23 protein-coding genes and 1 tRNA gene are annotated in these 23,031 nt (G+C 65.6%); 11 read left to right on the plus strand and 13 right to left on the minus strand.

Annotated features, from left to right (window positions below; genetic code table 11):
* The 7 genes from purC to ABD53_RS04225 all read right to left on the minus strand — a co-directional run bounded on the left by purC (position 1) and on the right by ABD53_RS04225 (position 6,520).
* Entirely contained in the window at positions 1 to 714 is a 714-nt protein-coding gene (gene purC, locus ABD53_RS04195) for a phosphoribosylaminoimidazolesuccinocarboxamide synthase (RefSeq protein WP_047864519.1), read from the minus strand.
* Positions 704 to 2,020 (minus strand): adenylosuccinate lyase, encoded by a 1,317-nt coding sequence (gene purB, locus ABD53_RS04200; RefSeq protein WP_047864520.1) that lies wholly within the window; start codon positions 2,018 to 2,020, stop codon positions 704 to 706. Before purB ends, purC begins: the two co-directional genes overlap by 11 nt.
* Positions 2,017 to 2,463, minus strand: coding sequence for a 5-(carboxyamino)imidazole ribonucleotide mutase (gene purE / locus ABD53_RS04205; protein ID WP_084709289.1), 447 nt, complete (start codon positions 2,461 to 2,463; stop codon positions 2,017 to 2,019). Before purE ends, purB begins: the two co-directional genes overlap by 4 nt.
* Positions 2,464 to 3,735 carry a phosphoribosylamine--glycine ligase gene (gene purD / locus ABD53_RS04210; protein WP_235401359.1) on the minus strand — a complete coding sequence of 424 codons (1,272 nt, stop codon included), beginning with the start codon at positions 3,733 to 3,735 and terminating at the stop codon, positions 2,464 to 2,466. It lies immediately after the preceding gene.
* Between the two features lie 54 nt (positions 3,736 to 3,789).
* On the minus strand, positions 3,790 to 5,079 hold the full coding sequence (locus ABD53_RS04215) for an adenylosuccinate synthase (RefSeq protein ID WP_047864522.1): 1,290 nt from the start codon (positions 5,077 to 5,079) through the stop codon (positions 3,790 to 3,792).
* 336 nt (positions 5,080 to 5,415) lie between these two features.
* Complete coding sequence (locus ABD53_RS04220) at positions 5,416 to 6,201, minus strand: ParB N-terminal domain-containing protein (RefSeq protein WP_047864523.1); 786 nt, start codon at positions 6,199 to 6,201, stop codon at positions 5,416 to 5,418.
* A gap of 245 nt (positions 6,202 to 6,446) precedes the next feature.
* Positions 6,447 to 6,520, minus strand: a tRNA-Pro gene (locus ABD53_RS04225).
* Positions 6,521 to 6,597: 77 nt separating this feature from the next.
* Between ABD53_RS04225 and ABD53_RS04230 the strand changes: the two genes are divergently transcribed.
* Positions 6,598 to 6,981, plus strand: a complete 384-nt coding sequence (locus tag ABD53_RS04230) for a recombinase family protein (protein WP_047864524.1) — start codon at positions 6,598 to 6,600, stop codon at positions 6,979 to 6,981.
* A gap of 247 nt (positions 6,982 to 7,228) precedes the next feature.
* Complete coding sequence (locus ABD53_RS04235) at positions 7,229 to 7,474, plus strand: hypothetical protein (RefSeq protein WP_047864525.1); 246 nt, start codon at positions 7,229 to 7,231, stop codon at positions 7,472 to 7,474.
* Here ABD53_RS04235 and ABD53_RS04240 read toward each other — a convergent pair.
* On the minus strand, positions 7,471 to 8,613 hold the full coding sequence (locus ABD53_RS04240) for an NAD(P)/FAD-dependent oxidoreductase (protein ID WP_047864526.1): 1,143 nt from the start codon (positions 8,611 to 8,613) through the stop codon (positions 7,471 to 7,473). The genes ABD53_RS04235 and ABD53_RS04240 overlap by 4 nt on opposite strands.
* Positions 8,614 to 8,803: 190 nt before the next feature.
* Here ABD53_RS04240 and ABD53_RS04245 point away from each other — a divergent pair, with 190 nt between their 5' ends.
* The 5 genes from ABD53_RS04245 to ABD53_RS04265 are packed head-to-tail and all read left to right on the plus strand — an operon-like array spanning position 8,804 to position 12,516.
* On the plus strand, positions 8,804 to 9,769 hold the full coding sequence (locus tag ABD53_RS04245) for an ABC transporter ATP-binding protein (protein WP_047864527.1): 966 nt from the start codon (positions 8,804 to 8,806) through the stop codon (positions 9,767 to 9,769).
* 31 nt (positions 9,770 to 9,800) lie between these two features.
* A complete protein-coding gene (locus ABD53_RS04250; RefSeq protein WP_200900276.1) occupies positions 9,801 to 10,487 on the plus strand; it encodes an ABC transporter permease in 687 nt (228 codons plus the stop codon).
* Between the two features lies 1 nt (position 10,488).
* The gene (locus tag ABD53_RS04255) at positions 10,489 to 11,160 is read left to right on the plus strand and encodes an ABC transporter permease (RefSeq protein ID WP_047864528.1); all 672 of its coding nucleotides are present in this window, start codon (positions 10,489 to 10,491) and stop codon (positions 11,158 to 11,160) included.
* A 3-nt stretch (positions 11,161 to 11,163) separates the two neighbouring features.
* Positions 11,164 to 12,111, plus strand: a complete 948-nt coding sequence (locus ABD53_RS04260) for an ABC transporter substrate-binding protein (protein WP_053057663.1) — start codon at positions 11,164 to 11,166, stop codon at positions 12,109 to 12,111.
* A gap of 30 nt (positions 12,112 to 12,141) precedes the next feature.
* Positions 12,142 to 12,516 (plus strand): hypothetical protein, encoded by a 375-nt coding sequence (locus ABD53_RS04265; protein WP_047864529.1) that lies wholly within the window; start codon positions 12,142 to 12,144, stop codon positions 12,514 to 12,516.
* A gap of 7 nt (positions 12,517 to 12,523) precedes the next feature.
* On the opposite strand, the gene ABD53_RS04270 is transcribed toward ABD53_RS04265, so the two are convergent.
* Positions 12,524 to 13,360 (minus strand): aldo/keto reductase, encoded by an 837-nt coding sequence (locus ABD53_RS04270; protein WP_047864530.1) that lies wholly within the window; start codon positions 13,358 to 13,360, stop codon positions 12,524 to 12,526.
* A gap of 345 nt (positions 13,361 to 13,705) precedes the next feature.
* Between ABD53_RS04270 and ABD53_RS04275 the strand changes: the two genes are divergently transcribed.
* Positions 13,706 to 15,175, plus strand: a complete 1,470-nt coding sequence (locus tag ABD53_RS04275) for a BCCT family transporter (RefSeq protein WP_047864531.1) — start codon at positions 13,706 to 13,708, stop codon at positions 15,173 to 15,175.
* 175 nt (positions 15,176 to 15,350) lie between these two features.
* Positions 15,351 to 15,785 (plus strand): OsmC family peroxiredoxin, encoded by a 435-nt coding sequence (locus ABD53_RS04280; protein WP_047864532.1) that lies wholly within the window; start codon positions 15,351 to 15,353, stop codon positions 15,783 to 15,785.
* A 67-nt stretch (positions 15,786 to 15,852) separates the two neighbouring features.
* Here ABD53_RS04280 and ABD53_RS04285 read toward each other — a convergent pair whose 3' ends face one another.
* Positions 15,853 to 16,668 (minus strand): metallophosphoesterase family protein, encoded by an 816-nt coding sequence (locus tag ABD53_RS04285; protein ID WP_053057664.1) that lies wholly within the window; start codon positions 16,666 to 16,668, stop codon positions 15,853 to 15,855.
* A 313-nt stretch (positions 16,669 to 16,981) separates the two neighbouring features.
* Positions 16,982 to 18,373, minus strand: a complete 1,392-nt coding sequence (gene argH / locus ABD53_RS04290) for an argininosuccinate lyase (RefSeq protein ID WP_084709292.1) — start codon at positions 18,371 to 18,373, stop codon at positions 16,982 to 16,984.
* A 113-nt stretch (positions 18,374 to 18,486) separates the two neighbouring features.
* Between argH and ABD53_RS04295 the strand changes: the two genes are divergently transcribed.
* Positions 18,487 to 18,963 carry a Clp protease N-terminal domain-containing protein gene (locus tag ABD53_RS04295; protein ID WP_047864534.1) on the plus strand — a complete coding sequence of 159 codons (477 nt, stop codon included), beginning with the start codon at positions 18,487 to 18,489 and terminating at the stop codon, positions 18,961 to 18,963.
* 68 nt (positions 18,964 to 19,031) lie between these two features.
* Here the strand turns inward: ABD53_RS04295 and ABD53_RS17175 are convergent, their stop codons facing one another.
* Both ABD53_RS17175 and ABD53_RS04305 read right to left on the minus strand, forming a co-directional pair.
* Entirely contained in the window at positions 19,032 to 19,466 is a 435-nt protein-coding gene (locus ABD53_RS17175; protein ID WP_047864535.1) for an iron-sulfur cluster assembly scaffold protein, read from the minus strand.
* Between the two features lie 5 nt (positions 19,467 to 19,471).
* Complete coding sequence (locus tag ABD53_RS04305; RefSeq protein WP_047864536.1) at positions 19,472 to 20,365, minus strand: sulfurtransferase; 894 nt, start codon at positions 20,363 to 20,365, stop codon at positions 19,472 to 19,474.
* Positions 20,366 to 20,579: 214 nt separating this feature from the next.
* On the opposite strand from ABD53_RS04305, the gene cofH reads away from it, so the two are divergent.
* Entirely contained in the window at positions 20,580 to 23,003 is a 2,424-nt protein-coding gene (gene cofH / locus ABD53_RS04310; RefSeq protein ID WP_047864537.1) for a 5-amino-6-(D-ribitylamino)uracil--L-tyrosine 4-hydroxyphenyl transferase CofH, read from the plus strand.
* The last annotated feature ends 28 nt before the right edge of the window (positions 23,004 to 23,031 follow it).

Genomic DNA, 23,031 nt, shown 5'->3' on the forward strand with positions numbered 1-23,031 from the left:
TTAGCCCGTCACCCGGCGCAGCATCTCTGCGTAGGCTTCTTCGACGCCGCCCATGTCGCGGCGGAAGCGGTCCTTGTCCAGCTTCTCGCCGGTCTCCTTGTCCCAGAAGCGGCAGGTGTCGGGGGAGATCTCGTCCGCCAGCATCAGCTCTCCCCCGGGGTCGCGCCCGACCTCTATCTTGAAGTCCACGAGGATAATGCCCTTCTCGTCGAAGAAGCTCGTTAGAAGCTCGTTTACCCGTAAACCGAGCTCCTCGCAGAACATGAGGTCATCTTCGGGCACCCCGAGCTCGCGGAAGTGGGCGTGGGTGAGCATCGGGTCGCCGAGCTCGTCGCTCTTGAGGCACAGCTCGACTATCGGGGCCGAGAGTGGCGTGCCCTCCTCGATCCCGATGAGCCGAGACAGAGAACCCGCCGCGACGTTGCGCACCACGACCTCCACCGGCAGCATCTGCAAATTCTTGGTGGTTATGGAGGTCTCGTCCTCCTGGCTTATGAAGTGCGTCGGGACGCCGTGCTCTTCGAGGTACTTGAAGATCGCCGCGCTCATCATCGCGTTGGTGCGGCCCTTGCCCTCCCACGAGCCGCGCTTGGCGGCGTTGTAGGCGGTGGCGTCGTCCTTGTAGCGGTGCAGCAGGACCTGCGGGTCGTCGGTGGCGAAGACCTGCTTGGCCTTCCCCTCGTACAGTATCTCTCCGGCCTCGTTAGTCGCCACTGTCCAGCCTCTCTCGTAGCTCCTCGACGCGGTCGAAGACCACCCCGATATTCCTCAAAGGATAAGAAGGATCGAACAGGCTGTCGAGACCGTCGCCGAGCCGACTCTGCACCTCTTCGCTCTCCCGCAGTACCTCGCGGAAGCTCTCTCCCCCCTCCCAGGCGCGCATCGCCGCCGACTGAACCACCCCGTAGGCGTCGTCGCGGGTCATCCCGGCCTCCACCAGCTCCAGCAGTACGCGCCCGGAGAACACGATGCCGCCGCCGGTGTCCAGGTTCTCCCGCATCCGCTCGGCGTCCACCTCCAGGCCGCGCAGGATGCGGGCGGTGGTGCGCAGCATGTAGAAGGCCACGCCCGTCGAGTCCGGCAGTACCATGCGCTCGGCGGAGGAGTGGGAGATGTCGCGCTCCTGCCACAGGGCATTGTTCTCGAAGCCCACCGTCGCGTTGCCACGCAGGACGCGGGCCATGCCGCACAGACGCTCGGCCAGGATCGGGTTCCGCTTGTGCGGCATCGCCGAGGAGCCCTTCTGCCCCTTGCCAAACGGCTCGGCCAGCTCCCGGACCTCGGTGCGCTGGGCACCCCTTATCTCGACCGCGATCTTCTCCATAGTAGAGCCAAGTGTCGCGAGCGTAGAGAGTATCTCGGCGTGCCGGTCGCGCTGCACGATCTGGGTCGAGGCGAGCGCGGGCGACAGGCCGAGCCCCTCGCAGGTGATGGCCTCGACCCTGGGGTCCACGTTTGCGTAGGTGCCGGTGGCGCCCGAGATCTTCCCGACGGCGGCGACCTCATGGGCGTGGTCCAGCCTTCCCAGGTTCCGCTCCATCTCGAACGCCCACACCGCCATCTTGTGCCCGAGCGTGGTCGGCTCGGCGTGGACGCCGTGGGTGCGCCCGACCATCACCGTCTCCCGGTGCAGGAGCGCCATGTTCGCCAGCAGCGCGGCGAGCTCCCGGGCCTCCTCCCGGATCAGCTCCACCGCCCGCTTTAGCTGCACGGCCCCGGCGGTGTCCAGCACGTCCGAGGAGGTGAGCCCGAAGTGGAAGTGGCGGGCCACGTCGCCGGCCTGTTCTGAGACGGCAGAGACGAAGGCTATTACGTCGTGGTGGGTCTCGGCCTCTATCTCCTCTATGCGCTCCAGGGAGAAGTCGGCCTTCTCCGCCAGCTCCTCGACCTCTTCGGACGGGATCTCACCAAGCTCCGCCCGCGCCCGGCAGACCGCGATCTCCACGTCCAGCATGGAGCGGAACCTCGCCTCCTCGGTCCACAGGGCGGCCATCTCCGGCAGATTATAGCGTTCGATCACTTGCGCTCCTCCAGGGTATGGGAGAGCTCGTCGTCCGAGAGGGCTAGTATCCGGGCGGCGAGCACGGCGGCGTTCGTGGAGCCGTCTACCGCGACGGTGGCGACGGGGACGCCGGGGGGCATCTGCACCGTGGAGAGCAGGGAGTCGAAGCCCCCCAGCGCGCCGGCGGCTATCGGGACCCCGATAACCGGCAGCGTCGTGCGTCCGGCCACGGCACCGGCAAGGTGGGCGGCCATGCCGGAAGCACAGATCAGGACCTTCAGGCCCCGGTCCTTGGCGGTCCCGGCGTACTCGGCGACGGACTCGGGGCTCTCGTGAACCGAGCGTGTCTCAATCTCGTACTCGACGCCGAGCTCTTCGAGGCGGGCGGTGCATTTATCCATCACCTCCCGGTCGGAGTCGCTGCCGACCAGTATGCCTACTTGCGGGCCCGAGTTGGCCAATTAAAAGTCCTCCAACTCCATCGCTTCCAGTGCTATGTCGGTACGGTACTGCATGCCGGGAAAATGTATCTGCTCCACGGCGGCGTAGGCCCTGGCCCGCGCCTCTATCACGGACTCTCCGGTTCCCACGACGTTCAGGACGCGGCCGCCGTCGGTCTCCAGGGAGTCCCCCCGCTCGCGGGTCGCGCCGTGGTACACGTAGACGCCCATCGGCAGGTCGTCGAGGCCCGAGATCTCATCCCCGCTCGATGAGGACTCCGGGTAGCCCTCGCTGGCCAGGACGACGCAGACGGCCTTCTCTGCGGTCCACTCGATCTCATACCCGCCGAGGCTCTCCTCGTCGCAGGCGATCATCATCTCCAGCAGGTCCGTCTCCAGGCGCGGCAGCAAGGCCTGGGTCTCCGGGTCGCCGAAGCGGCAGTTGAACTCCAACGCCTGCGGGCCGTCCTCGGTGACCATCACCCCGGCGTACAACAACCCCGAGTACCGCGCCCCGATCAGGGATAGCTGATCCAGGGTCGGCTTTACTATCTCTTCCAGTATGGCGGCGTAGGTCTGGGGCTCCATCCAGCCTATCGGGGAGTACGCGCCCATCCCGCCGGTGTTCGGGCCCTCGCCCGCGTCGTATGCTGGTTTGTAGTCCTGGGCCGGCAGAAACGGCAGGATGTCCTGGCCGTCGGTGATGACGAAGACCGAGGCTTCACGGCCTTCGAGACACTGCTCCAGGAGGACCCGCTCCCCGGAGGAGCCGAAACGTCCGCTGAACGCCTCCCGCACGGCCCCGGCGGCCTCGTCGCGGTTGCGGGCAACGGTTACACCCTTGCCGGCCACCGGCCCGTCCACCTTGACGACCACCGGGAACTCGGTGTCGGTCATGGCCCGGATGCGGGCGAGGGCGGGCTCCGGCATGTCGAAGGCGTCGAACGGTGCGGTTGGGACCCCGGCATTGCGCATGATCTCCTTGGCGAAGACCTTGGAGCCCTCTATGCGGGCGGCCGAGCGGGAGGGGCCGAATACCTTGAGCCCCTCCTCCCAGAAACAGTCTGTAATGCCCCAGATAAGAGGATGCTCGGGTCCGACCACGGTGAGGTCTATCTCGTTGTCCCGGGCGAAGTCCCTGAGCCCCGTGAGGTCGTCGGCGGCGATGTCGACCGTGTCGGCTATCCGGGCCATGCCGGGGTTGCCGGGGGCGGCGAAAAGCTCCGGCTGCAGCGGGCTACGGGCGAGCGCCTCGAGTAGCGCATGCTCCCGCCCCCCACTGCCGACGACCATTACGCGCAATAGCTCCTCCTGTGACTCTCTAGACGCTCTACTCTATCCCGCCATCTAGGCCCCCGGCTTCTCGACTATCGCCTGATCCCGCTCGGGCCCGACGCTAATCATACACAGTGGGGCCCCCACCTCGCTCTCGACGAACTCCACGAAGTCGCGGGCGGCCTCTGGCAGGTCGCCGCGCATGCGGCAGTGGGCTATGTCCTCGCCCCAGCCGGGCAGGGTCTTGTACACGGGCGTCACGTCGTGCAGGTCGGTCTGGCTCATCGGGTAGCCCTCGACCCGCTCACCGCGCACCTCGTAGCCGACACACACCTGGATCTCCTCGACCGCCGAGAGCACGTCGAGCTTTGTAAGCGCGATCTGGGTCACCCCGTTCAGTGCGGCGGTGTACTTGGTGGAGACCATGTCCAGCCACCCGCAACGCCGCTTCCGGCCCGTGGTCGCGCCGTACTCGTGGCCCACGTCCGCGAGCGTCTCGCCGACCTCGTCGAAGAGCTCCGTCGGGAACGGCCCGTCGCCCACGCGGGTGGCGTACGCCTTGGTCACCCCGATGACGTCCCCGATCTCCTGCGGCGGTATCCCAGCTCCGGTTATGGCACCGCCGATGCACGGGTTCGAGGAGGTCACGAACGGGTAAGTGCCGTGGTCATTGTCCAAAAGCGCGGCCTGGGCGCCTTCTAGCAAGACCGGCTGGTGGTCGCGCAGGCCGTCGCGCAGGATCATGCCGGTGTCGGCGACCATTGGCTCCATGAGCTCCCTGTAGCCGGAGAGCCACTGCACGAGCTCGTCCGCGTCGTAGGGCTCCGCCCCGTAGACATTCTCGAACAGGCAGTTCTTCTCGGAGAGCGCCCGGCTTAACTTCTCGCGCAGGGCCTTCTCGTCGAAGACGTCCTGCACGCGGATGCCGACGCGGGCGGCCTTGTCCTCATAGCACGGCCCGATACCCCGGTTCGTGGTGCCCAGCTTGTCGTTCTCCAGCGAGCTCTCGCGCTCCCTATCGAGCGCCACGTGATACGGCATGATCACGTGCGCCCGCCCGTCCAGCTTGAGCCTCTGGCGCACGTCGGTAAAACCGCGCTTCTCCAGGCTCCCGACCTCCTCGGCCAGCACCTCGGGGCTCACCACGACCCCATTGCCGATGGTGCATACGACCCCTTCCCGGACCGTCCCGCTCGGCAGCAGGTGTACGACGAACTCCTCCTCGCCGACCCTTATGGTGTGCCCGGCATTGTTGCCGCCGGAGTACCTCGCGACGTAACTGGAGTCCGCCGCCAGAGCGTCGCAGACCCGTCCCTTGCCTTCGTCACCCCAGGCCAACCCGAGTACAACCGTGGCAGTCAAAGTTTCGCCCCTCTCTGAGCTTACTGATCCCTTGCTGATCTCTCGCTGATCTCGGCCCCGGCGCATTCCAGGGGCCGTGCCCCGACCTCGTCTACCTCACCTACCTCGGCCGCGACACGGCCCCTCCCGATAGCGCCACCGGAGCATTAACATGCTTGGCATATCCGGGTAGGGAGAACCGGCATACGACACGCGCCGGCCGCCCTGTGGGAACGCAGCTTTCAACCACCGCCGCAATTTAGCACAACACGGTATGCTTTTGAAATGCTTGAACGAGAACCGCAGGTTACATATTTAGAACTACCGAAAATCTACTCAAGGCACGCCCGCGCCGGGCTACTCGAACATCACCACCGGCTCGTCGTAGCGGCGGACCCGTCCGCGCCGCAGCAGGCTTTCGACGAAGCGGCCGAGCTCCTCGTTACCTTCTCTCTCTCCGCCCCGCATGTACCGCAGCGGGAATCTCACGCCGAGCACCCGCTCGGCGACCCTGAAACGGGTTACCCCCGCCGGGAGCGTCCCGCCTTCCCGCACCACCTCCGCGAGTTCCGTGAGCGAGAAACGGCGGTGGTAGACGGCCACCCGGTCCTCGGAGGGCTCCACGGGCTCGCCCGGCACCACCCGCCGCACCGCCGCGCCTTCCGGGTAAGCCTCCTGCAGGGTCCAGAGGGCGCGGGCCTGCTCGGCGGCGGGCCCCACGCTCCCGAGCGCGAGACACCCTTCCTCGGTCTCCACCGCGGCGAGCACCCCCAGGGGCAGCTCCCCGCCGCACCTCGCGCCCCGCGCGAGCTCCACGCCCTCCATTCCCGGCTCCAGGGAGCGCAGCCGTCCGGCCAACTTCTCCGGTATCCCCGGAGCCTCCAGGACGTGGGTCCAGCTCTCCGCCTCGTCCGGGGGCTCAACGGCCTGCACGAGCACGAGGTTACACCCGAGACCGGAGATCGCACCCACCCTGTGGGCACCGTCCAGCACCAGATAATCGTCGCCGTGGGGGGCCGCGATCACGGGGTGGCTCTGTACGTCCTCGGCGGCTATCGTCTCCCGCAGCGCCGCCAGCCGCGCCGGCTCACGGGCCTCGTGCAGGAGCAGCCGGCCGGTCTCCACCAGCCGCAGGGAGTTCATCGGGTGTCTCAACGCGGAAAACGCAAGAGTAGAGAAACCGGGTGCGGGCTAGAGGCTCAAGGAAAGATAAGGAAAGATCACGGGTCGCCGCCGAGACGGTCCCAGATGTAGTCCATCACCACGAAGCCGCCGAAGAATACGAGCGCGATCACGGTCGCAAAGCCCGTGATTCCGAAGAGCATGATGATCGTATCCAACAGCCTCCTCCAAAAGCCTCGCATATCCGCCTGCAGATCCGCACAGAGTCGGGACGGCCGGATTTGAACCGGCGACCACTCGGCCCCCAGCCGAGTGCGCTACCAGACTGCGCCACGTCCCGTCGCGCCTGAGATGATACCAGACGAGCCGGGTTACCGTGCCCGAATACAAGCCCAAGCATGCTATCATCCCGGCCGTATGACGCTCGCGGCAACCTACATCCGCACCGACCCCGAGGGCGCCCTCCCTGGAGCGGAGGAGCAGCGGCGGCTGGTCGAAGATTACGCGGCCGGACGGGGGTACGAGATCGTGGCCCGCTACGAGGACCCCGGCGCGCCCGGCAAGCTCCTGTACCACAAGCCCGGCCTCAAAGAGGCGATAGACAACATCAAGGAGGCCGAGGACTGGGAGGTGCTGGTGGTCGCCGAGCCCCGCTGCATCTCCGACGACGAGTCGGCCATAAACGAGCTCGTACACAAGTTCTCCCTGTACGGGAACGCCCTGGAGAGCCCCGGGCGCGACTGGGAAGAGTTTTTGGCGGCGATGCGGAGCTATCGCCGCTCCCAGAGCCAGAGAGGCTGATCGCCCGCTCCAAAGGTACAGAGCTCCGGAAAGGCCGCCGCCGGATCTTCGAGGAGCTTAGGGCTTCAGAACTCCAGCAACCCGTGAGGATCTCCGGAAACCGTGCCGTATCCCCGCTCGTATCCCGGTGTGACGCTTGTTGAAGAGATGGCCGAGGTGTACCGAGGTGGTGTAAAGGCAGGATCTTCGGTTACCTTATCCGATGGCATAGTCGGGATTGACGGTAGTAACAGAAGAGGAGGCCCCGTTGGGACTACTGAGGACGATACTAGCCCTGATCGTACTGCTGATCCTGGCCCACGCGGGCCTCGCGTACCTGGGCTACGCGCCGGACACGAACCAGGTTACGAACGCGGTCTTCGGCCTGGCCCGGCTGCTGGAGATACCGGCCCAGATGCTGTTACCCGCCCGCGCTTTCTACACGCAGGTACTGGCGGCGGCCGGCGGGTACTTCGTGATCTACATCCTCCTCGGGATCGGTAGCCGCGGCTAAACCTCTTCAAGCTCCACAAACCGGGAGTCTATGCGATGCTTGAGCGCGAGCGCGGCCCGGCCCCGGTACACGAGCGGGCCGTACACGGCGAGCCCGGTGCCGTCGCCCAGGTTCAGGACGTACAGATAATGTCGCTGGGGCTCGTAGGCCCTCAGCGGCTCCCCCCGCAGGAAAGCCTGGAGGTTGTGGAAGATCACGGGCGCCTGCCGCACCGCGAACACCCCGAGCGTCGGCAGCGTCCCGCCCCGGAACGCCACCGAGTCGCCGCCGCCGAAGAGAGCCGGCTGGCTCACGCTCTGCAGATAACGGTTCACCCACAGGCCGCCGTCCGCCCCGGTAAGTAGATCCGCGCCGAATCGCGCGGAGCGCAGGAACGCGCCCGTGGGCGCGAGCCCAACTGCGGATACGAAGAGGTCATACGGGATTTCGAGCTTCCCGGCCCGCGCCACACCCTCTCCCATCCGGCGTACCGGCGACTCCAGCAAGACCTCCGCACCCCGGCCCTCCAGAGAGTCCCGCATCACGCGCCCCGCCCGGGCCGGGGAGTCCGGCAGCAGGCCTTCCCCGGCCTCGGCCAGCGTTAGCCTTACCCGGCCTTCCGCAACTTTCGTAACTTCTGTAAGGGCGAGGAGGTTTGCCGCGACCTCGCATCCGGCGGCCCCGCCTCCCGCAACCAGCACCCGCGGGGCGTCCCCGCTCTGCATCAGGGTGAGCACCCGGTCCCGGATGCGGGCAGCGTTTGCCACGGGCTTTACCGGTATGACGGCCTCTCCGTCACCGGCGTCGCCGCCATCGTCCGGGGTTTCGCTACCGAGGTTGAAGGAGGCGGCGTCGAAGGACACGCGGCCGCCACCTTCGAGCAGCAGCTCGCCCGGCAGCACGCGCTCCACCCGGCCCTCCACGAAACGCCCCCCACCGCCCTCGGCCAGCCGCCGCACGTCTATGCGGGCCTGTTCCTCGGCATACAGGCCGGAGACCACACCGGTGGCCATCCCCGAGTAATAGAGGTAGGGCGAAGGGTTCACGAGCACCACGTCGAAGCCGCGCCCGGCCAGCTCCCCGGCGCGGCGCAGCGAGTAGAGGTTCGCGTGTCCGCCGCCCGCGAAGGCTATAGTCGGTTTGCGGGGGCCGGGAGCCATCTCCAGCGGTATACCACGTGGCGCGAGAGGGTACGGTATGGGCGTGGGGCGGGTACGGAGCGGGCCCGCCCGCCGGGGCGACGTGTGATAACTTACACACCTTCTGGTCTCCTGCAATATACTTGGGGCTTGTTTCGCTTGGCCGCCATCCAGACACTGGACGCTATCCGCGGAGAGGTACAGGTATACCGTGATCGAATTCCAGGAGGTGAGCAAGTCCTATCCGGGCTCAGAGGCGTCCGTGGTCCGGGAGCTCTCCTTTACCGTGCCGGAGGGTGAGATATGCGTCCTCGTCGGCCCGTCGGGGTGTGGCAAAACAACCACGATGCGGATGGTCAATCGGCTCATAGAGCCCACGTCCGGCGTGATCCTCATAGACGGTGAGCCGAACACGGCGATGAGCGCCACCGCACTGCGGCGTGAGATCGGCTATGCAATACAGGAGATCGGGCTCTTCCCCCACCGCACCATCCGGGAGAACGTCTGTACCGTGCCGAAGCTCCTCGAGTGGGACCGCTCCGAGACCGAAGAGCGCGCCTCGGAGCTTCTGCGGCTCGTCGGGCTCGACCCCGAGCAGTACGGCGACCGTTACCCGGCGGAGCTCTCGGGCGGGCAGCAGCAGCGCGTCGGGGTGGCGCGGGCGATGGCCGCCGACCCGCCGGTGATGCTCATGGACGAGCCCTTCGGCGCGGTGGACCCCATCACCCGCGAGATGCTCCAGGACGAGTTCCTGCGGATACAGCAGGAGATCGAGAAGACCATCGTCTTCGTCACCCACGACATAGACGAGGCCATAAAGATGGGCGACCACATCGCCATCCTCGGAGAGGGCGGCATCCTGGCCCAGTACGACACCCCGGAGAACATACTCGCCGACCCCGCCTCCGAGTTCGTGGCCTCCTTTATCGGCACCGACCGGACCCTAAAGCGGCTCTCGCTAACCCGCGTGGCAGAGGCCCCGCTCGAACCCCTGAACGGCTCTCCGGCGGGCTCGTTGCCCCGCATCAACGGGAGCCTGAGCCTCAGAGAGGCGCTCTCGGAGCTTATAGGCTCTGGCTCCGAAAGGGGCGTGGTGTACTCCGAGGAGGATACCCCCGAGGAGCGGGGCGAGATCTCACTCGACACCATCCGCCAGCTCTCGGAGACCGGGAGTTAGGGAAGCCAGGTAGGGTTGGAGGTGATCAGAGGTGGATAACGAGTTTACCCTGGAGGACGAGAACCCGCCGTTAATAGACTTTGGCTGGATCTCCTCAAACCTCTTTGACGACATACTCCCGGCGTTCTTGCAGCACCTGCTGCTCGCGCTGATCCCGGTCGTGCTCGCCCTCGCCATAGCCCTGCCCGTGGGCATACTCTGTCACCGCCGGCGTTGGCTGTACCCCCCGACCACCGCCGTCACCGGCATCCTGTACACCATCCCGAGCCTGGCATTCTTTGTCCTCCTGATACCGCTGGTGGGAACGGGTGTAACGCCGGTACTCATAGCCCTCACGGCCTACTCGCTCTTGGTCCTGATCCGCAACGTCGTAACCGGCCTCGACTCCGTGCCGGACCAGACCATAGACGCCGCCCGCGGTATGGGCCTCACCGAACGCCAGATACTCTTCGGCGTCGAGTTGCCGCTGGCCCTGCCGGTGATCGTGGCCGGGGTCCGCATAGCGACCGTGACCGTCGTCGGCATCGCCAGCATCGCGGCGTTTATCGGGGGCGGGGGGCTCGGGACCCTGATCTTCGACGGCATAGACAGCCTGTTCTTTACCCAGATAATCGTCGGGGCCCTGCTGACGGTCGTGATAGCGGTCTCGGCAGACCTCGGCCTGCACGGCGTCGAGAGCCGCCTCAGGCCCTGGGCCCGGCGGGCGCGGGGCGTCTAGGATGGGCGCGTTCGTACGGGAGTTCGTAGAGCAGCTACAGAGCCCGGAGTGGAGCCAGGCCGTTGCCCAGCACATAAAGCTCTCCGCGCTCGCGCTCCTGGTGGGGATAATCATCTCGGTGCCGCTGGCCATAGCCGTCAGTCGCTACCCGCGGACCGCGCTCCTCTCCATAAACGTCGCAAACCTGGGACGCGGCGTCCCGGATCTCGCGCTACTGGCCTTTTTCCTGGTCATCTTCGGCCTCGGGTTCTGGCCGGCGGAGATAGCCTTGATACTACTCTCCATACCGCCGATCCTCATAAACACCGTGACGGCGCTGAACCAGGTCGAGAACAAGGTAATAGACTCGGCCCGCGGCATGGGGCTGTCGGAGTGGCAGATACTCACGAGCGTCCAGCTCCCGATAGCGGCGCCCGTGATCTTCGCCGGAATCCGCACCTCGGCGGTGCAGGTCGTCGCCGGGGCCACGCTCGCGACGTTTATCGGCGCCGGCGGGCTCGGGGTCTTTATCGTGCAGGGTCTCGCCGGTTTCGGCTACCCGACGATGTTCGCCGGGGCAATCCCCGTGGCGGTGCTGGCCATCGCCGCGGAGTTCGCGTTCGGCGGCCTTGAGCGGCTGTCGACGCCGAAAGGCCTGAAAGTGGCAAAAAAGAGAGCTAAGAGAGGAAGGTAGGAGATGATTACCAGGAACACCCCCAGCAATACGAGCGTGAAGAAGCTCAGGATAACGCTCGCCGGACTGCTCGCGCTTACCGTGGTCCCGCTGGCCGCCGCCTGCGGGGGGAGTGGCTCCTCCGGCGGCCCGAGCATCACGGTCGGCTCGAAGAACTTTACCGAGCAGGTGGTCCTCGGCGAACTCTACGCCCAGGTCCTCGAAGAAGAGGACTTCGACGTAAACCGCAAGCTCGACCTCGGCAATGTAACCACCCTGGATCAGGCGCTGCAGTCCGGCAACCTGACCATGTACCCGGAGTACACCGGCACCTCGCTCGTGCAGGCCCTCGGTGAGGAGGACGCTGATTATCCCTCTCCGCAGGCAACCTACGACGCCGCCGAGGAAGGCTACGAGTCGCGCGACCCCGCGGCGACCCTGCTGGCCCCGGTGGACTACAACAACAGCTACGCCATAACCGTGCCAAAGGACGTCGCCCAGGAGTACGACCTGGAGACCGTTGAGGACCTCGCGGGGGTCTCGGACGAGCTCACCCTCGCATCCTTCGGGGAGTGCCAGGAGAACCCGGCCTGCTTCCCGAACGTGAAGGACAACTACGACGTAAACTTCGAGGAGGTAACCCTGGTAGACAGCCTCGGGCTGCGGTATCAGGCGCTCAAGCAGGGCGACGCCCAGGCCGCCATCGGCTTCACCACCGACGCCCAGCTCCTCTCCGACGACCTCGTGGTGCTAGACGAGGAGAAGGACATCTGGCCCTACTACTACGCGGCCCCGGTCATAGACCAGAGCTACCTCGACGAGCATCCGAGGGTCGCCGACGTAGTGAACCCCGTCTCCGAGTCCCTCGGCGTAAACGACATCCGCAACCTCAACGGCCGCGTGGACCTGGACAACGAGGACCCGGCCGACGTGGCCGAGGACTACCTCGAAAATAACGGGTTCCTGGAGTAGCTCGGGCTATTTTGAGTTAAGCTGGGCTATATGAGCACCCCGATAGTCCGCATAAAGCCCGAGGTAATAACCGAGCACCGGATGCGCATCGAGATGTTCAACCTCGAGGAGGAGGACATCGAGAACACCATCCGGATGAAGGGCTGGGCCTGGGTCCTGGCCCGCAAGGGCTGGGTCTACTCCGGCGAGCCCGACTTCATCTTCCGTCAGGTCCGGGAGGTCGTCATAACCATCCCGAACATAAAGTTCGACGAGAGCGCCATCGAGGAGTCCGTGAGGACGGTGGAGGAGAAATCCCGCTCCGAGGAGGAGCTTGCGGAGGGCCGGGACGTGCTGCGCCAGGCCTTCGAGAAGAGCGGCCAGGCCGCCGGCATCGAGTACCTGGACCGGGGGGACCGGAGCTAGGCCAGGTTCAGGCGTCCGGGTGAGAGCCGACCCGCCCCTCCTCTCCCCTGTCGAGGAGGGTAATGGCCTCCATGTCGCCGGGATTCAGCTCGAAGTCGAACAGGTCGAAGTTCTCCCTGATGCGCGACGGCGTGACGGACTTCGGGAAGACGATGTTGGCGCGCTGTATGTGCCACCTGAGGACCACCTGCGCCGGGGTCTTTCCCGTCTTGCCGGCGACGGCCGTGACGGCGGGCTCTTCGAGCACCCCGCCCCGCGCAAGCGGCGACCAGGCCTCCACGGCGATCCCCCGCTCCCGGCAGTGGTCTCTTACCCTATCGTTGGTCAGGTACGGGTGCGACTCGATCTGATTCACCGCCGGTACCGTGTCACTCCCGGCGGCCAGCCGCTCCAGGTGGGACGGCTGGAAGTTCGACACCCCGATAGAACGCGCCCGGCCGTCGGCCCGGAACTCCTCCAGGGTATTCCAGGTAGAGACGAAGTCCCCACCGTACCGGTTCGGCAGCGGCCAGTGGATCAGGAAGAGATCCACGTAGTCAAAGCCAAGTTCCGAGAGCGTCTTCTCGAAAGCCTTGCGGGCGTCCTCGGGCTCGTGGAAACCGTTATCCAGCTTGCTGGTAACGTATACGTCGCCGCGCTCCAACCCGGAGGCCCTTATGGCCTCGCCGACCTCCCGCTCGTTGCCGTACATCTGGGCCGTGTCCACGTGCCGGTACCCGGCCTCTAGCGCCTCGCCTACGGCCCGCCGCGTTTCCTCGGGCTCTACCTTGTACACCCCGAAACCCAGCTGCGGGATCAAGCCGCCGTCGTGCAACGTAACCCGGGGGACCCCGCTGACAGTCATCTGGCTCCTAACTCGCCTGGCCTGCGTCGTTTTTGTCCGTTTCGCCTGGCCTGTTTCGTCTATCCGCTCCGGCAGACGAGACCAAGATAGCATTCCGCACCCTCTTACGAGACCTGTTTTAGACCCTGGCCCATCACAGCCCGGATCTCATAATGACTTCGTAATATTTGACATCTGGCCGTCCGACATTACGATACCCATACTCCCGTAAAGATCCCGTAAAGACTCGCAGGGGTTCGGGTGTCGCCAACAGAAGAGGTGCTCTGCTTGCGGAGAACAGACCGAGCAAAACGAGTAGACCAAGCAGAACGAGCAAAAGATACCAGGGCGTTTGAGATTGGCCCGGTGTTCTACATCTCGCTGGCGCTCGCGCTGACCTTCGTCGGGTGGGGCACGCTATCCCGGGACAGCCTCTCCAGGGTGACAACGTGGGTGCTGGAGATCGTGCTGCAGACCTTCGGCTGGGTTTACCTGATCGTGGTGGTCGGCGTGCTGGTCTTCGTCCTCTTTCTCGGTATTGGCCCCGCGGGCAAGCTGCGGCTGGGCGGACGCGAGGAGAGGCCGGAGTTCGGGTGGCTCTCCTGGGTGGCGATGCTTCTCAGCGCCGGCGTCGGGCTGAGCTTTCTGTTCTGGGGTACCGCGCAGCCCCTGATACACCTCTCCGACCCTCCGTACGCGGCGGTGGGGGCGGGCTCCGGGGAGGCGGCCCGGCTGGGGATGCGCTACTCGTTTTTGTTCTGGGGGCTGCACGCGTGGGCGCTCTACGCGGCGGTCGCGATAGCCGTGGGCTACGTGAGCTTCAGGCACGGCAGGCCGGTGCTCATAAGCTCCGCGCTGTATCCCCTGCTCGGAGACCGGGTCGAGGGGCCTCTGGGCAAGATAATAGACGTGCTGTCGGTGCTGGCTATACTCTTCGGCGTCTCTACCTCGCTCGGGCTCGGCACCCGGGAGCTGAACAGCGTGCTGGATCTCACGCTGGGCGTCCCCGAGGTGTATTACGTGAAGGTGGCGATCATAGCGAGCCTGATGACGGTGTGCGCGATCTCGGCGGCCACCGGGCTCGGGCGCGGGATACGCATACTGAGCCTGCTGAACGCCGGGGTATGCGGGCTCTTGCTCGTGTTCGTGCTAATCTTCGGGCCGACGCTCTTCCTGATAACGACGTTCGGCGAGTCCCTGGGCGGCTATCTCTCCGGCATAATCCCCATGAGTCTCCGCTCCGGGGCGCCGGGGAGCCCGGGCTGGGCCGAAGAGTGGACCTTCTTCTTCTGGGCGTGGTGGATCTCCTGGTCGCCTTTCGTGGGAACGTTCATCGCCCGGATCTCCCGGGGCAGGACGATCCGGGAGGTCGTGGCCGGCATGGTGCTCGTCCCGAGCGTGGTGAGCTTCTTCTGGTTCTCGGTCTTCGGGGGTAACTCTCTGTGGCTGGAGCTTTCCGGCCGCCAGGACCTCGCCTCGCTCGCCGGGTCGAGCAAGGCTCTGGTAACCTTCGAGGTGTTCGACACTCTCCCGCTCTCCGGTATAGTCCCGCTGTTTATCGTGCTCGTGATCGGCCTGCTCTTTATAACCTCCGCGGACTCGGCCTCTTTCATGCTCGGTAGCACGACCTGCGGCGGGACCCTCTACCCGCCAAAGCTCGTAAGGCTCATGTGGTCGGCTCTCGGGGGCTGCTTCGCCGCCGTACTCCTGCTGGATAGCGGCAGCCGGTCACTGCAGGGGGCGGCGGTCATAGGAGCGGTGCCGTTCACCGTGATCCTGGCCGGACTCTGCGTAAGCCTGGGCAAGAGCATTCTGCAGGACTACGCAAAGCGATGATCCAAAGCGACAAGAGCCACCAGGAGGGCGCACCCAGAAGCGATACGGAAGCGGTACGAGCCGCTGCATCCAGCAGTATCCTCTGTATCGAACACGTAAGTCATGTTGTTCGTGATTTAATGGCGTACAATTAAAATAATTGCCCGACGGCGGGCACGAGAGCAGGAGGTAATCCATGGCTACGGTAGAGCGTAACGCGAGGATCGTCTGGGAGGGCGACCTGCAGCAGGGCAGCGGCAACGTGAGCGGCGGTAGCGGGGCCATAGACGAGATGCCCGTAACCTTCGCCTCGCGGGTCCAGAACCCGGACGGCAAGACGAGCCCGGAGGAGATGATCGCCTCGGCCCACGCGACCTGTTACGCGATGGCGTTCTCCAACGTGCTCAACGAGAAGGGCAGCGCCCCGGACCGGCTCACGGTGGACGCCACCTGCTACTTCGACGACGCGCAACTCAAGATCACGGCCGTAGACCTAGACGTGCAGGGTCAGGTCTCCGGGATGGACCAGTCGAGCTTCGAGAGCGCGGCGGGCGAGGCCGAGCAGCTCTGTCCGGTCTCGAATGCCCTCAGGGGCAACGTCGAGATCCGGGTAAACGCCACGCTGGCCTAGCCGCGGGGACGGATACCGTACGAAGGGCCGGGGGCTTTACCCCGGCCCTTTTCGAGACCCCGGACCATCAGAACGGCAGGGTGTCGTAGCGGACGTAGCGGTCGAAGTCCGGGTAGAAGCGGCTGGTCTTTACGGCCTCCCGGGCGAAGCTCGCCAGGGGCTCCTCACCCGCCGCGCCTTTTCCGGGTTCTCTAAGGGTAATGTCCACGCCCTCGGAGCCGAACTCTATTACGTTATACGAGGGCGGCATCGAGCCGCGCACGCGCATGCTGGAGGCCGTGCCGGAGTGGACTATGCGCACGCCGGAGATGCTCCACACGTAGGGGACATGCCGGTGGCCGGAGAGGACCATGTCCACCCCGACCTCGCGCAGTATCGCCATCACGTCCCCGGCGTCGCGGAGGTTGTTCTCGTCGCGGCCGGTCCCGGGCACGGCGAGGATGTGATGGTGGACGATGAGTATCTTCGGCCCCCGATCCCAGCCCCGGAACTCGGAGTCCAGCCACGCGTAGTGCTCGCGGCCGACCTCCCCCTCGTCGAGATCGGGCTTGGTGGAATCGAGCGCGACCACCTTCGCCTCGCCTTCGGGGACCGGGATCACACGCGCCCCCTCGCGCAGCCCGAACAGGTCCTCGAAGCTCCGGTAGCCGACGTTCTTTGCGTCGTGGTTGCCCATTACGTACACGACGTGCGGGCAGGTTAGCCGGTCGAGATACTCCTTGGCCTCCTCGAACTCCCAGCTATAGCCCTCCATCGTAAGGTCCCCGGCTATGGCGACGAGATCCGGCTCAATAGCGTTCGCCTCGTCCACCGCCGCCGTCAGTAAATCAGGCCGGAAAAGCCCGGACCCAACGTGTATGTCGGACATCTGGACTATACGCATATAAGGCTCCTTCGTGCACTCAGAATGCTAGTCTCTGTAAAATGTTCGCAACGCTCAAGCGACTGTCCCGGCACCAACGACTCGGTTCGCCCGTAGACTGTCTTACGCTTGAGTCTCTTTAAGGTATAGGCGGTGTACCTCGCCATCCAGCACCCGTCCTTGCGCTTGATCGGCTTTGAGCCTTCTCCGGCAGCCCTCTTATTCCTCTTCTGACCTGCCATGGAAGCAGTCTACCCGAGCGCATATCCAGACTAAAGAAACTACCATCGCTCCTTAGATGCCCTTTCCTCTGCCCTCTCTCCCACGCGACCCTCTACATAGAACTCAGGAACTCCTGCGCCCTCTCTAGCTGCCGCTCAACGGAGTCCGGCGAGGTGGAAGCGAGAGATTTCTTGTTCCCGACGCTGCCGTGTGGGGTAAGCACCTCGCGTGGCAGGCTCGCGAGCTCGGGGTGGGCGGCTGTAAGCTCCTCACCCGTAGCCTCCTCCAGCGTAACGCCGCGCGACTCGCAGCGGCGCACCAGCTCACCGACCGCCCGGTGGGCCTCCCGGAACGGCACGCCGCGGGCGGCGAGGTAGTCGGCGAGCTCCGTAGCCAGCGAGAAGCCTCCGGCAGCCGCCCGCATGCGCTCCGGGTGGAATGTTGCCGTGCGCAGGGTCTCGGGCAACACGGCGAGCATTGCGGCGACGGCGTCCACGGCGTCGAAGATGGGCTCTTTATCTTCTTGCAGGTCCTTGGAGTAGCCGAGCGGCAAACCTTTCAAGGTGACGAGCAGGGAGTTCAGGTCTCCGATAAGCCGTCCCGACTTGCCCCGCATTAGCTCGTGGGCGTCGGGGTTCTTCTTCTGCGGCATTATCGAGGAACCGGAGGAGTAGGCGTCATCGAGGGTGACGAAGCCGAACTCGGCGCTGCTCCACAGCACCCATTCCTCCCCGAGCCGCGAGAGGTGTACCCCGAGCGTGGCGCAGGCGTACAGCAGGTCCAGGGCAAAGTCCCGGTCGGAGACGGCGTCGAGCGAGTTTACCGGCGGCCGCATCCCGAGCTCTCCTGCCACGGAAGCCGGGTCCGTGGGATGCGGGGTCCCGCCGAGCGCGGCGGCCCCGAGCGGCGAGGCGTCCGCCGCCTCCCGCGCCGCCTCGAACCGCCGCAGGTCACGTTTTAGGGCTTCGAAATGTGCGAGCAGGTGGTGCGAGAGCAACAACGGCTGGGCGCGCTGGAGGTGGGTATAGCCGGGGATGATCGTACCCCGCTCACGCCCGGCGACCTCCACGAGTGCCCGCATGGATTCGAGCAGCCCGGCTCTTATCTCATCCGCCGCCTCGCGGCAGAACAGGTGCAGGTCTAGCGCGACCTGGTCGTTGCGGCTGCGCCCGGTGTGCAGCTTGAGCGCGACGTCCCCCACCACCTCGCGCAGCCGACGCTCGACGGCGGTGTGTACGTCCTCGTCTTCGAGGGTCCACCGGAACTCGCCGCGGCGCACCTCGGCGAGCACCTCCTCTAGCCCTCGCACCAGCTCCGCGGCCTCCTCCTCGGAGATGACCCCCTGCCGACCGAGCATGCGGGCGTGAGCCATGGAGCCCTGTATGTCGTACGGGGCAAGCCGCACGTCGAAGGGTATGGAGGCGTTTATGCGCTGAAAAGCCTCTGCCGGGGTGGCGCCGAAGCGCCCACCCCACAATGGACCGCTGCTGCGTGAGTCTGTCATGGCCTCGCAGTTTAGACCAGCGGGCGGGTCGTCGCGTAACTCGTCGGAGATGGCAGGAAGCGTGCAATAATAGAAACGCAAGTAACTATATTCCACGCTATCGAGGAGTGGCGATGAGCGAGGTAGCGCACACGTCTGGGCAGCTGCCCGCAGTAGAGGGTGTCCACCGGTCGGTGGAGATCGCCCGTAAAGAGGCAGGGGGATACAGCAGCGTCCGGGTAGACACTGAACATCTGCTACTGGGGCTTCTCCAGCACAAGAAGAGACGGAAGAACGTGGTGGCGTGGTGTCTGGGAGAGTTCGGCGTCACCCTGCGCAAGGTTCGGGATCAGGTGGAGGAAACGTGGATACCGGACCCGCGAGCGGAAGAGGAGATAGAGTTTTCGTTTACGCCGCATTTGAGAAGAGTAGTGGAGCAGGCAAGGCAAGAGGGAAGCAAGCTCGGGCATAGCGTCATAGATCCGTCGCACCTGCTTTTGGGCCTGTTAGAAGAGCGGGAGGGTGGCGCGTCGCGGATCTTTTATAACCTAGACGTAGATCGGGTACAGGTTCGCCAATCGGTCTTGCGCCTCTATGGCACAGGAGACTAGACAAGGATCTCGGCTAACCGATAGACGTATAGTCGGTTAGCCGCGGTTCCGATAATAGTGCTGGTTGTCTACGAACAGGCGGCGCCGCTCATCCTCGACGCTTCGGCGTTCGTCTCGCGGCGGTAGCGCTTTACGGCGTTCTTGAGGGTGCTGAGACCGAGGGTGGCGTTGCGGGTGCGGGAGCCGACGACCTCGCGTCCGATCCCATCCACGAACTCCTCGTAGTCGAGGTCCAGTATCTCCTGCATGCCGAGCCCCTCTTCGTGGACGCGCTGCATCAGGATGGAGGCGGAGCCCATGCTGATGGTGTCGCCCTCGCCGGTGAAGGAGAGGGCCTCTACACCCTCCCCCTCGCCCTTGAGGTAGACGGTCACCGATCCGCCGCACTCGGGGCTGCCGCCGGGCTGGGCGACGTCCGCATCCTCCAGCTCGCCCCGGTAGGCGTCGCTCCCCGCGTGTTCCACCAGCTTCGCTACACGCTCTTTGCGGTCCGAGGTAGACAACCCCGCTACCTCTCGATGGGGGCGCGGACGGCGTTGCCCCACTCGGTCCAGGAGCCGTCGTAGTTGCGCACGTTGTCGTAGCCGAGCAGGTACTTGAGCACGAACCAGGTGTGAGACGAACGCTCCCCGATGCGGCAGTAGGCTATGACCTCGTCGGAACTCTCGGAGACTCCGGCCTCGTTGGCGTAGATCTCCCGCAACTCGTCGGCGCTCTTGAACGTGCCATCGTCGCGGACGGCCCGCGCCCACGGCACGTTCGCGGCACCGGGGATGTGGCCGCCGCGCAGCGCGCCCTCCTGCGGGTAGTCCGGCATGTGCAGGAGCTCTCCGCTGAACTCGCCGGGCGAGCGCACGTCCACCATCCGGGCGCCGTCGCGGCCCTTGTCCTTCAGGTGCTGCTCGACGTCGGACTTGAAGGCCCGTATACGCTCGTCGTCGCGCTCGGGGACCGGGTAGCTCGCGCTCGGCAGATCGGGCTCGGCCTGGGTGAACTCGCGGCCCTCGGCCTCCCACTTCACGCGGCCGCCGTCCATCACCACGACGTTGTCGTGGCCGAAGAGCCGGAAGACCCACAGCGCGTAGGTGGCCCACCAGTTGTTCTTGTCGCCGTAGAACACGACCGTGGTGTCGGGGCCGATACCCTTGCGCTGCATGAGCTCGGCGAAGTCCTCGGGCTCCAGATAGTCGCGGGTTATGGGGTCGTTGAGATCCTCGACCCAGTCTATCTTCACGGAGTTCGGTATGTGCCCCACCTCGTAGAGGAGCACATCCTCGTCAGACTCCACGATGCGGATGTTCTCCAAGTCATTCAGGTTCTCGGCCACCCAGTCCGTGGTAACCAGGGCATCCGGATGGGCGTAACCCTTCTCTTTTATGGCCTGCTCCGCTCCCTGCGTCATAAGATCCTCCTGTTCGTCCGGCCACCCTGCAGCGGACCGGATCACGGCCTCTAAAGCCTCTAAGACTCTAAAAACCTCTAAACCAGTAGAAGCCAGTATTCTAACCCATATCCGACAAGGTTTGTCGTGTTTTTCGCGGCCCGGGCGTGGCAGGGTCACGGTGCGGGTGCGAGACGGGTTTCAGAGGCTTTGCACGCGGGAGTATACTCTCGCCATGATCACGGACTACTCGCATTACACGGCCCTTTTAGACGCCACAGACGCCACCTCCAAAACCTCTAAAGACAGCGGCGGGCTCGGCCGGGAGGCGGCCTACGAGCTGGCCCGGCTCGCCACGGAAGAGCCAGAGCCCGCCATGCGGGAGGCGGTGGCGCGGCGTGACCGGCGTTCGGGGCAGCGCGTCTCCTACTCGCGCAAGGTCTTCATACCGCTGACCAAGCTGTGCCGCGACAACTGCGGCTACTGTACCTTCGCCCATCCCCCGAAGGAAGGTGAGCGGGCTTTCCTCACGCCCGAGGAGGTGCTGGAGATAGCGCGCTCCGGGGCGGAGGCCGGATGCAAGGAGGCCCTCTTCACCCTCGGCGACAAGCCCGAGAAACGCTACCCGGAAGCCCGCCGGGAGCTAGAAGAGCTCGGCTTCGGGACGACCATCGAGTATCTTGCCCACGTGTGCGGGCTGGTGCTCGCGGAGACGGGTCTACTACCCCACGCGAACCCCGGCGTGCTGACCGCGGAGGATCTGCGTCTCTTGCGCGGCGTGTCTGTGTCGCAGGGGATCATGCTGGAGGAGATGTCGGGCAGGCTGCTCGGGCGGGACATGGCTCACTGGGCCTCACCGGACAAGACCCCGGAGAAGCGGCTCGAAACGCTGGAGGCCGCCGGGGAGAACCGGGTGCCGTTCACCACGGGCATCCTGATCGGCATCGGCGAGACCATCGAGGAACGGGTGGACACGCTGCTCGCCATCCGCGACACGCACGAGAGGCACGGCCACATCCAGGAGTGCATCGTGCAGAACTTCCGGGCGAAGGCCGGGACCCGCATGCAGGACGCGCCCGAGCCCGCCGAAAGGGAGATGCTCGCAACCATCGCGCTCGCCCGGCTTTTGCTGCCAGAAGACGTATCCGTACAGGCCCCGCCGAACCTGGCGGAAGGTGGAGAAGCGGCCGACGAGCCTCGGGAGCCACGCTACACCCGTTACCTGGACGCCGGCATAGACGACTGGGGAGGCGTCTCGCCGGTCACCCCCGATCACGTCAACCCCGAGAAACCGTGGCCCCACCTGGACGAGCTGGAGCGCGCCACGGAGTCGAAGGGCTTCCTGTTGCTGGAGCGGCTCGCGCTGCACCCCGTCTACTCGCTGGACGCCGGCCGCTGGGTAGACGGGGAGATAGAGAGCCGGGTGCTGGCCGGTACGGACTCGGAGGGTTACGCCCGCACCGAGAGCTGGGCCCCGGGCGAGGCGGAAGACCAGCCCCGGCACTCTGTGGCGGAGATCCGGGGAGAGCGCCCCTCCAAGCTGCGCCCGGAGTTTTCCAGCGCGCTCGGGGCCGCCGGGGAGCGGGATCTTACCGTGGAGGAGATAGAGACGCTCTTTACCGCCCGCGGCTCGGAGCTGTACGAGCTATGTAGCGTCGCCGACGGGCTACGCCGGGAGGTAAACGGCGACGAGGTCACCTACGTCGTCAACCGCAACATCAACTACACCAACCAGTGCTACTTCGGCTGCAGGTTCTGCGCCTTCTCGCGCGGCCCGAAGTCGCTGAACCTGCGCGGTGAGCCGTACCTGCTGGACAACGAGGAGGTGGCCCGCCGCGCCCGCGAGGCCTGGGAGCGCGGCGCGACCGAGGTAACGATGGTCGGCGGCATCCACGGCAAGTTTACCGGCCAGAGCTACCTGGACTACCTGCGCGCCGTCAAGGAGGAGGTGCCCGGGATGCACGTCCACGCCTTCACGCCGCTCGAGGTGTGGCAGGGCGCGACGACGCTCGGGGTGTCGCTGGAGGATTATCTGGCGGAGCTTCGAGACGCCGGTCTGGCGACGCTGCCGGGGACGGCGGCGGAGATCCTGGACGACCCGATACGCCGCATCATCTGCCCGGAGAAAATAAATACCGAGCAGTGGTCGCGGGTGATCCGGACCGCCCACACCGTAGGGATGAGGACGACCTCGACCATAATGTTCGGCCACGTGGACGGGCCGCTGAACTGGGCGCGGCACCTGGACGTTCTGCGCGACATTCAGAAGGACACCGGCGGCATCACCGAGTTCGTGCCGCTGCCGTTCGTGCACATGGGGGCACCGCTGTACCTGCAGGGACAGTCGCGCAAGGGTCCGACCTTCGCCGAGACGGTCAAGATGCACGCGGTAAGCCGCGTCGCGCTGCACGGTTACATAGACAACATCCAGGCCTCGTGGGTCAAGATCGGGGTCGAGGGCTCCCAGATATGCCTGGAATCGGGCGCAAACGACCTCGGCGGCACCCTGATGAACGAGACCATCTCCCGCTCGGCAGGCGCGAGCCACGGCCAGGAGATGACCCCCGGGGAGCTTGAGGGCGTGATCCGCCACATCGGACGTACCCCGCGCCTGCGCAATACCCTCTACGGCGAGCCCGAGCACGCCCCCTCGCCGTAGACGACACCCCGACACTCTGGAGGAGAGC

Source organism: Rubrobacter aplysinae (assembly GCF_001029505.1).
Taxonomy (GTDB): Bacteria; Actinomycetota; Rubrobacteria; order Rubrobacterales; family Rubrobacteraceae; genus Rubrobacter_A; species Rubrobacter_A aplysinae.

Coding starts and splice junctions, on each gene's coding strand:
- purD (WP_235401359.1), bottom strand. CDS start 3,735: ATGGTCGTCGGCAGTGGGGGGCGGGAGCATGCGCTACTCGAGGCGCTC.
- ABD53_RS04220 (WP_047864523.1), bottom strand. CDS start 6,201: ATGAACTCCCTGCGGCTGGTGGAGACCGGCCGGCTGCTCCTGCACGAG.
- ABD53_RS04230 (WP_047864524.1), top strand. CDS start 6,598: ATGACGCTCGCGGCAACCTACATCCGCACCGACCCCGAGGGCGCCCTC.
- ABD53_RS04240 (WP_047864526.1), bottom strand. CDS start 8,613: ATGGCTCCCGGCCCCCGCAAACCGACTATAGCCTTCGCGGGCGGCGGA.
- ABD53_RS04255 (WP_047864528.1), top strand. CDS start 10,489: ATGGGCGCGTTCGTACGGGAGTTCGTAGAGCAGCTACAGAGCCCGGAG.
- ABD53_RS04260 (WP_053057663.1), top strand. CDS start 11,164: ATGATTACCAGGAACACCCCCAGCAATACGAGCGTGAAGAAGCTCAGG.
- ABD53_RS04265 (WP_047864529.1), top strand. CDS start 12,142: ATGAGCACCCCGATAGTCCGCATAAAGCCCGAGGTAATAACCGAGCAC.
- ABD53_RS04270 (WP_047864530.1), bottom strand. CDS start 13,360: ATGACTGTCAGCGGGGTCCCCCGGGTTACGTTGCACGACGGCGGCTTG.
- ABD53_RS04280 (WP_047864532.1), top strand. CDS start 15,351: ATGGCTACGGTAGAGCGTAACGCGAGGATCGTCTGGGAGGGCGACCTG.
- ABD53_RS04285 (WP_053057664.1), bottom strand. CDS start 16,668: ATGCGTATAGTCCAGATGTCCGACATACACGTTGGGTCCGGGCTTTTC.
- argH (WP_084709292.1), bottom strand. CDS start 18,373: ATGACAGACTCACGCAGCAGCGGTCCATTGTGGGGTGGGCGCTTCGGC.
- ABD53_RS04295 (WP_047864534.1), top strand. CDS start 18,487: ATGAGCGAGGTAGCGCACACGTCTGGGCAGCTGCCCGCAGTAGAGGGT.
- ABD53_RS04305 (WP_047864536.1), bottom strand. CDS start 20,365: ATGACGCAGGGAGCGGAGCAGGCCATAAAAGAGAAGGGTTACGCCCAT.
- cofH (WP_047864537.1), top strand. CDS start 20,580: ATGATCACGGACTACTCGCATTACACGGCCCTTTTAGACGCCACAGAC.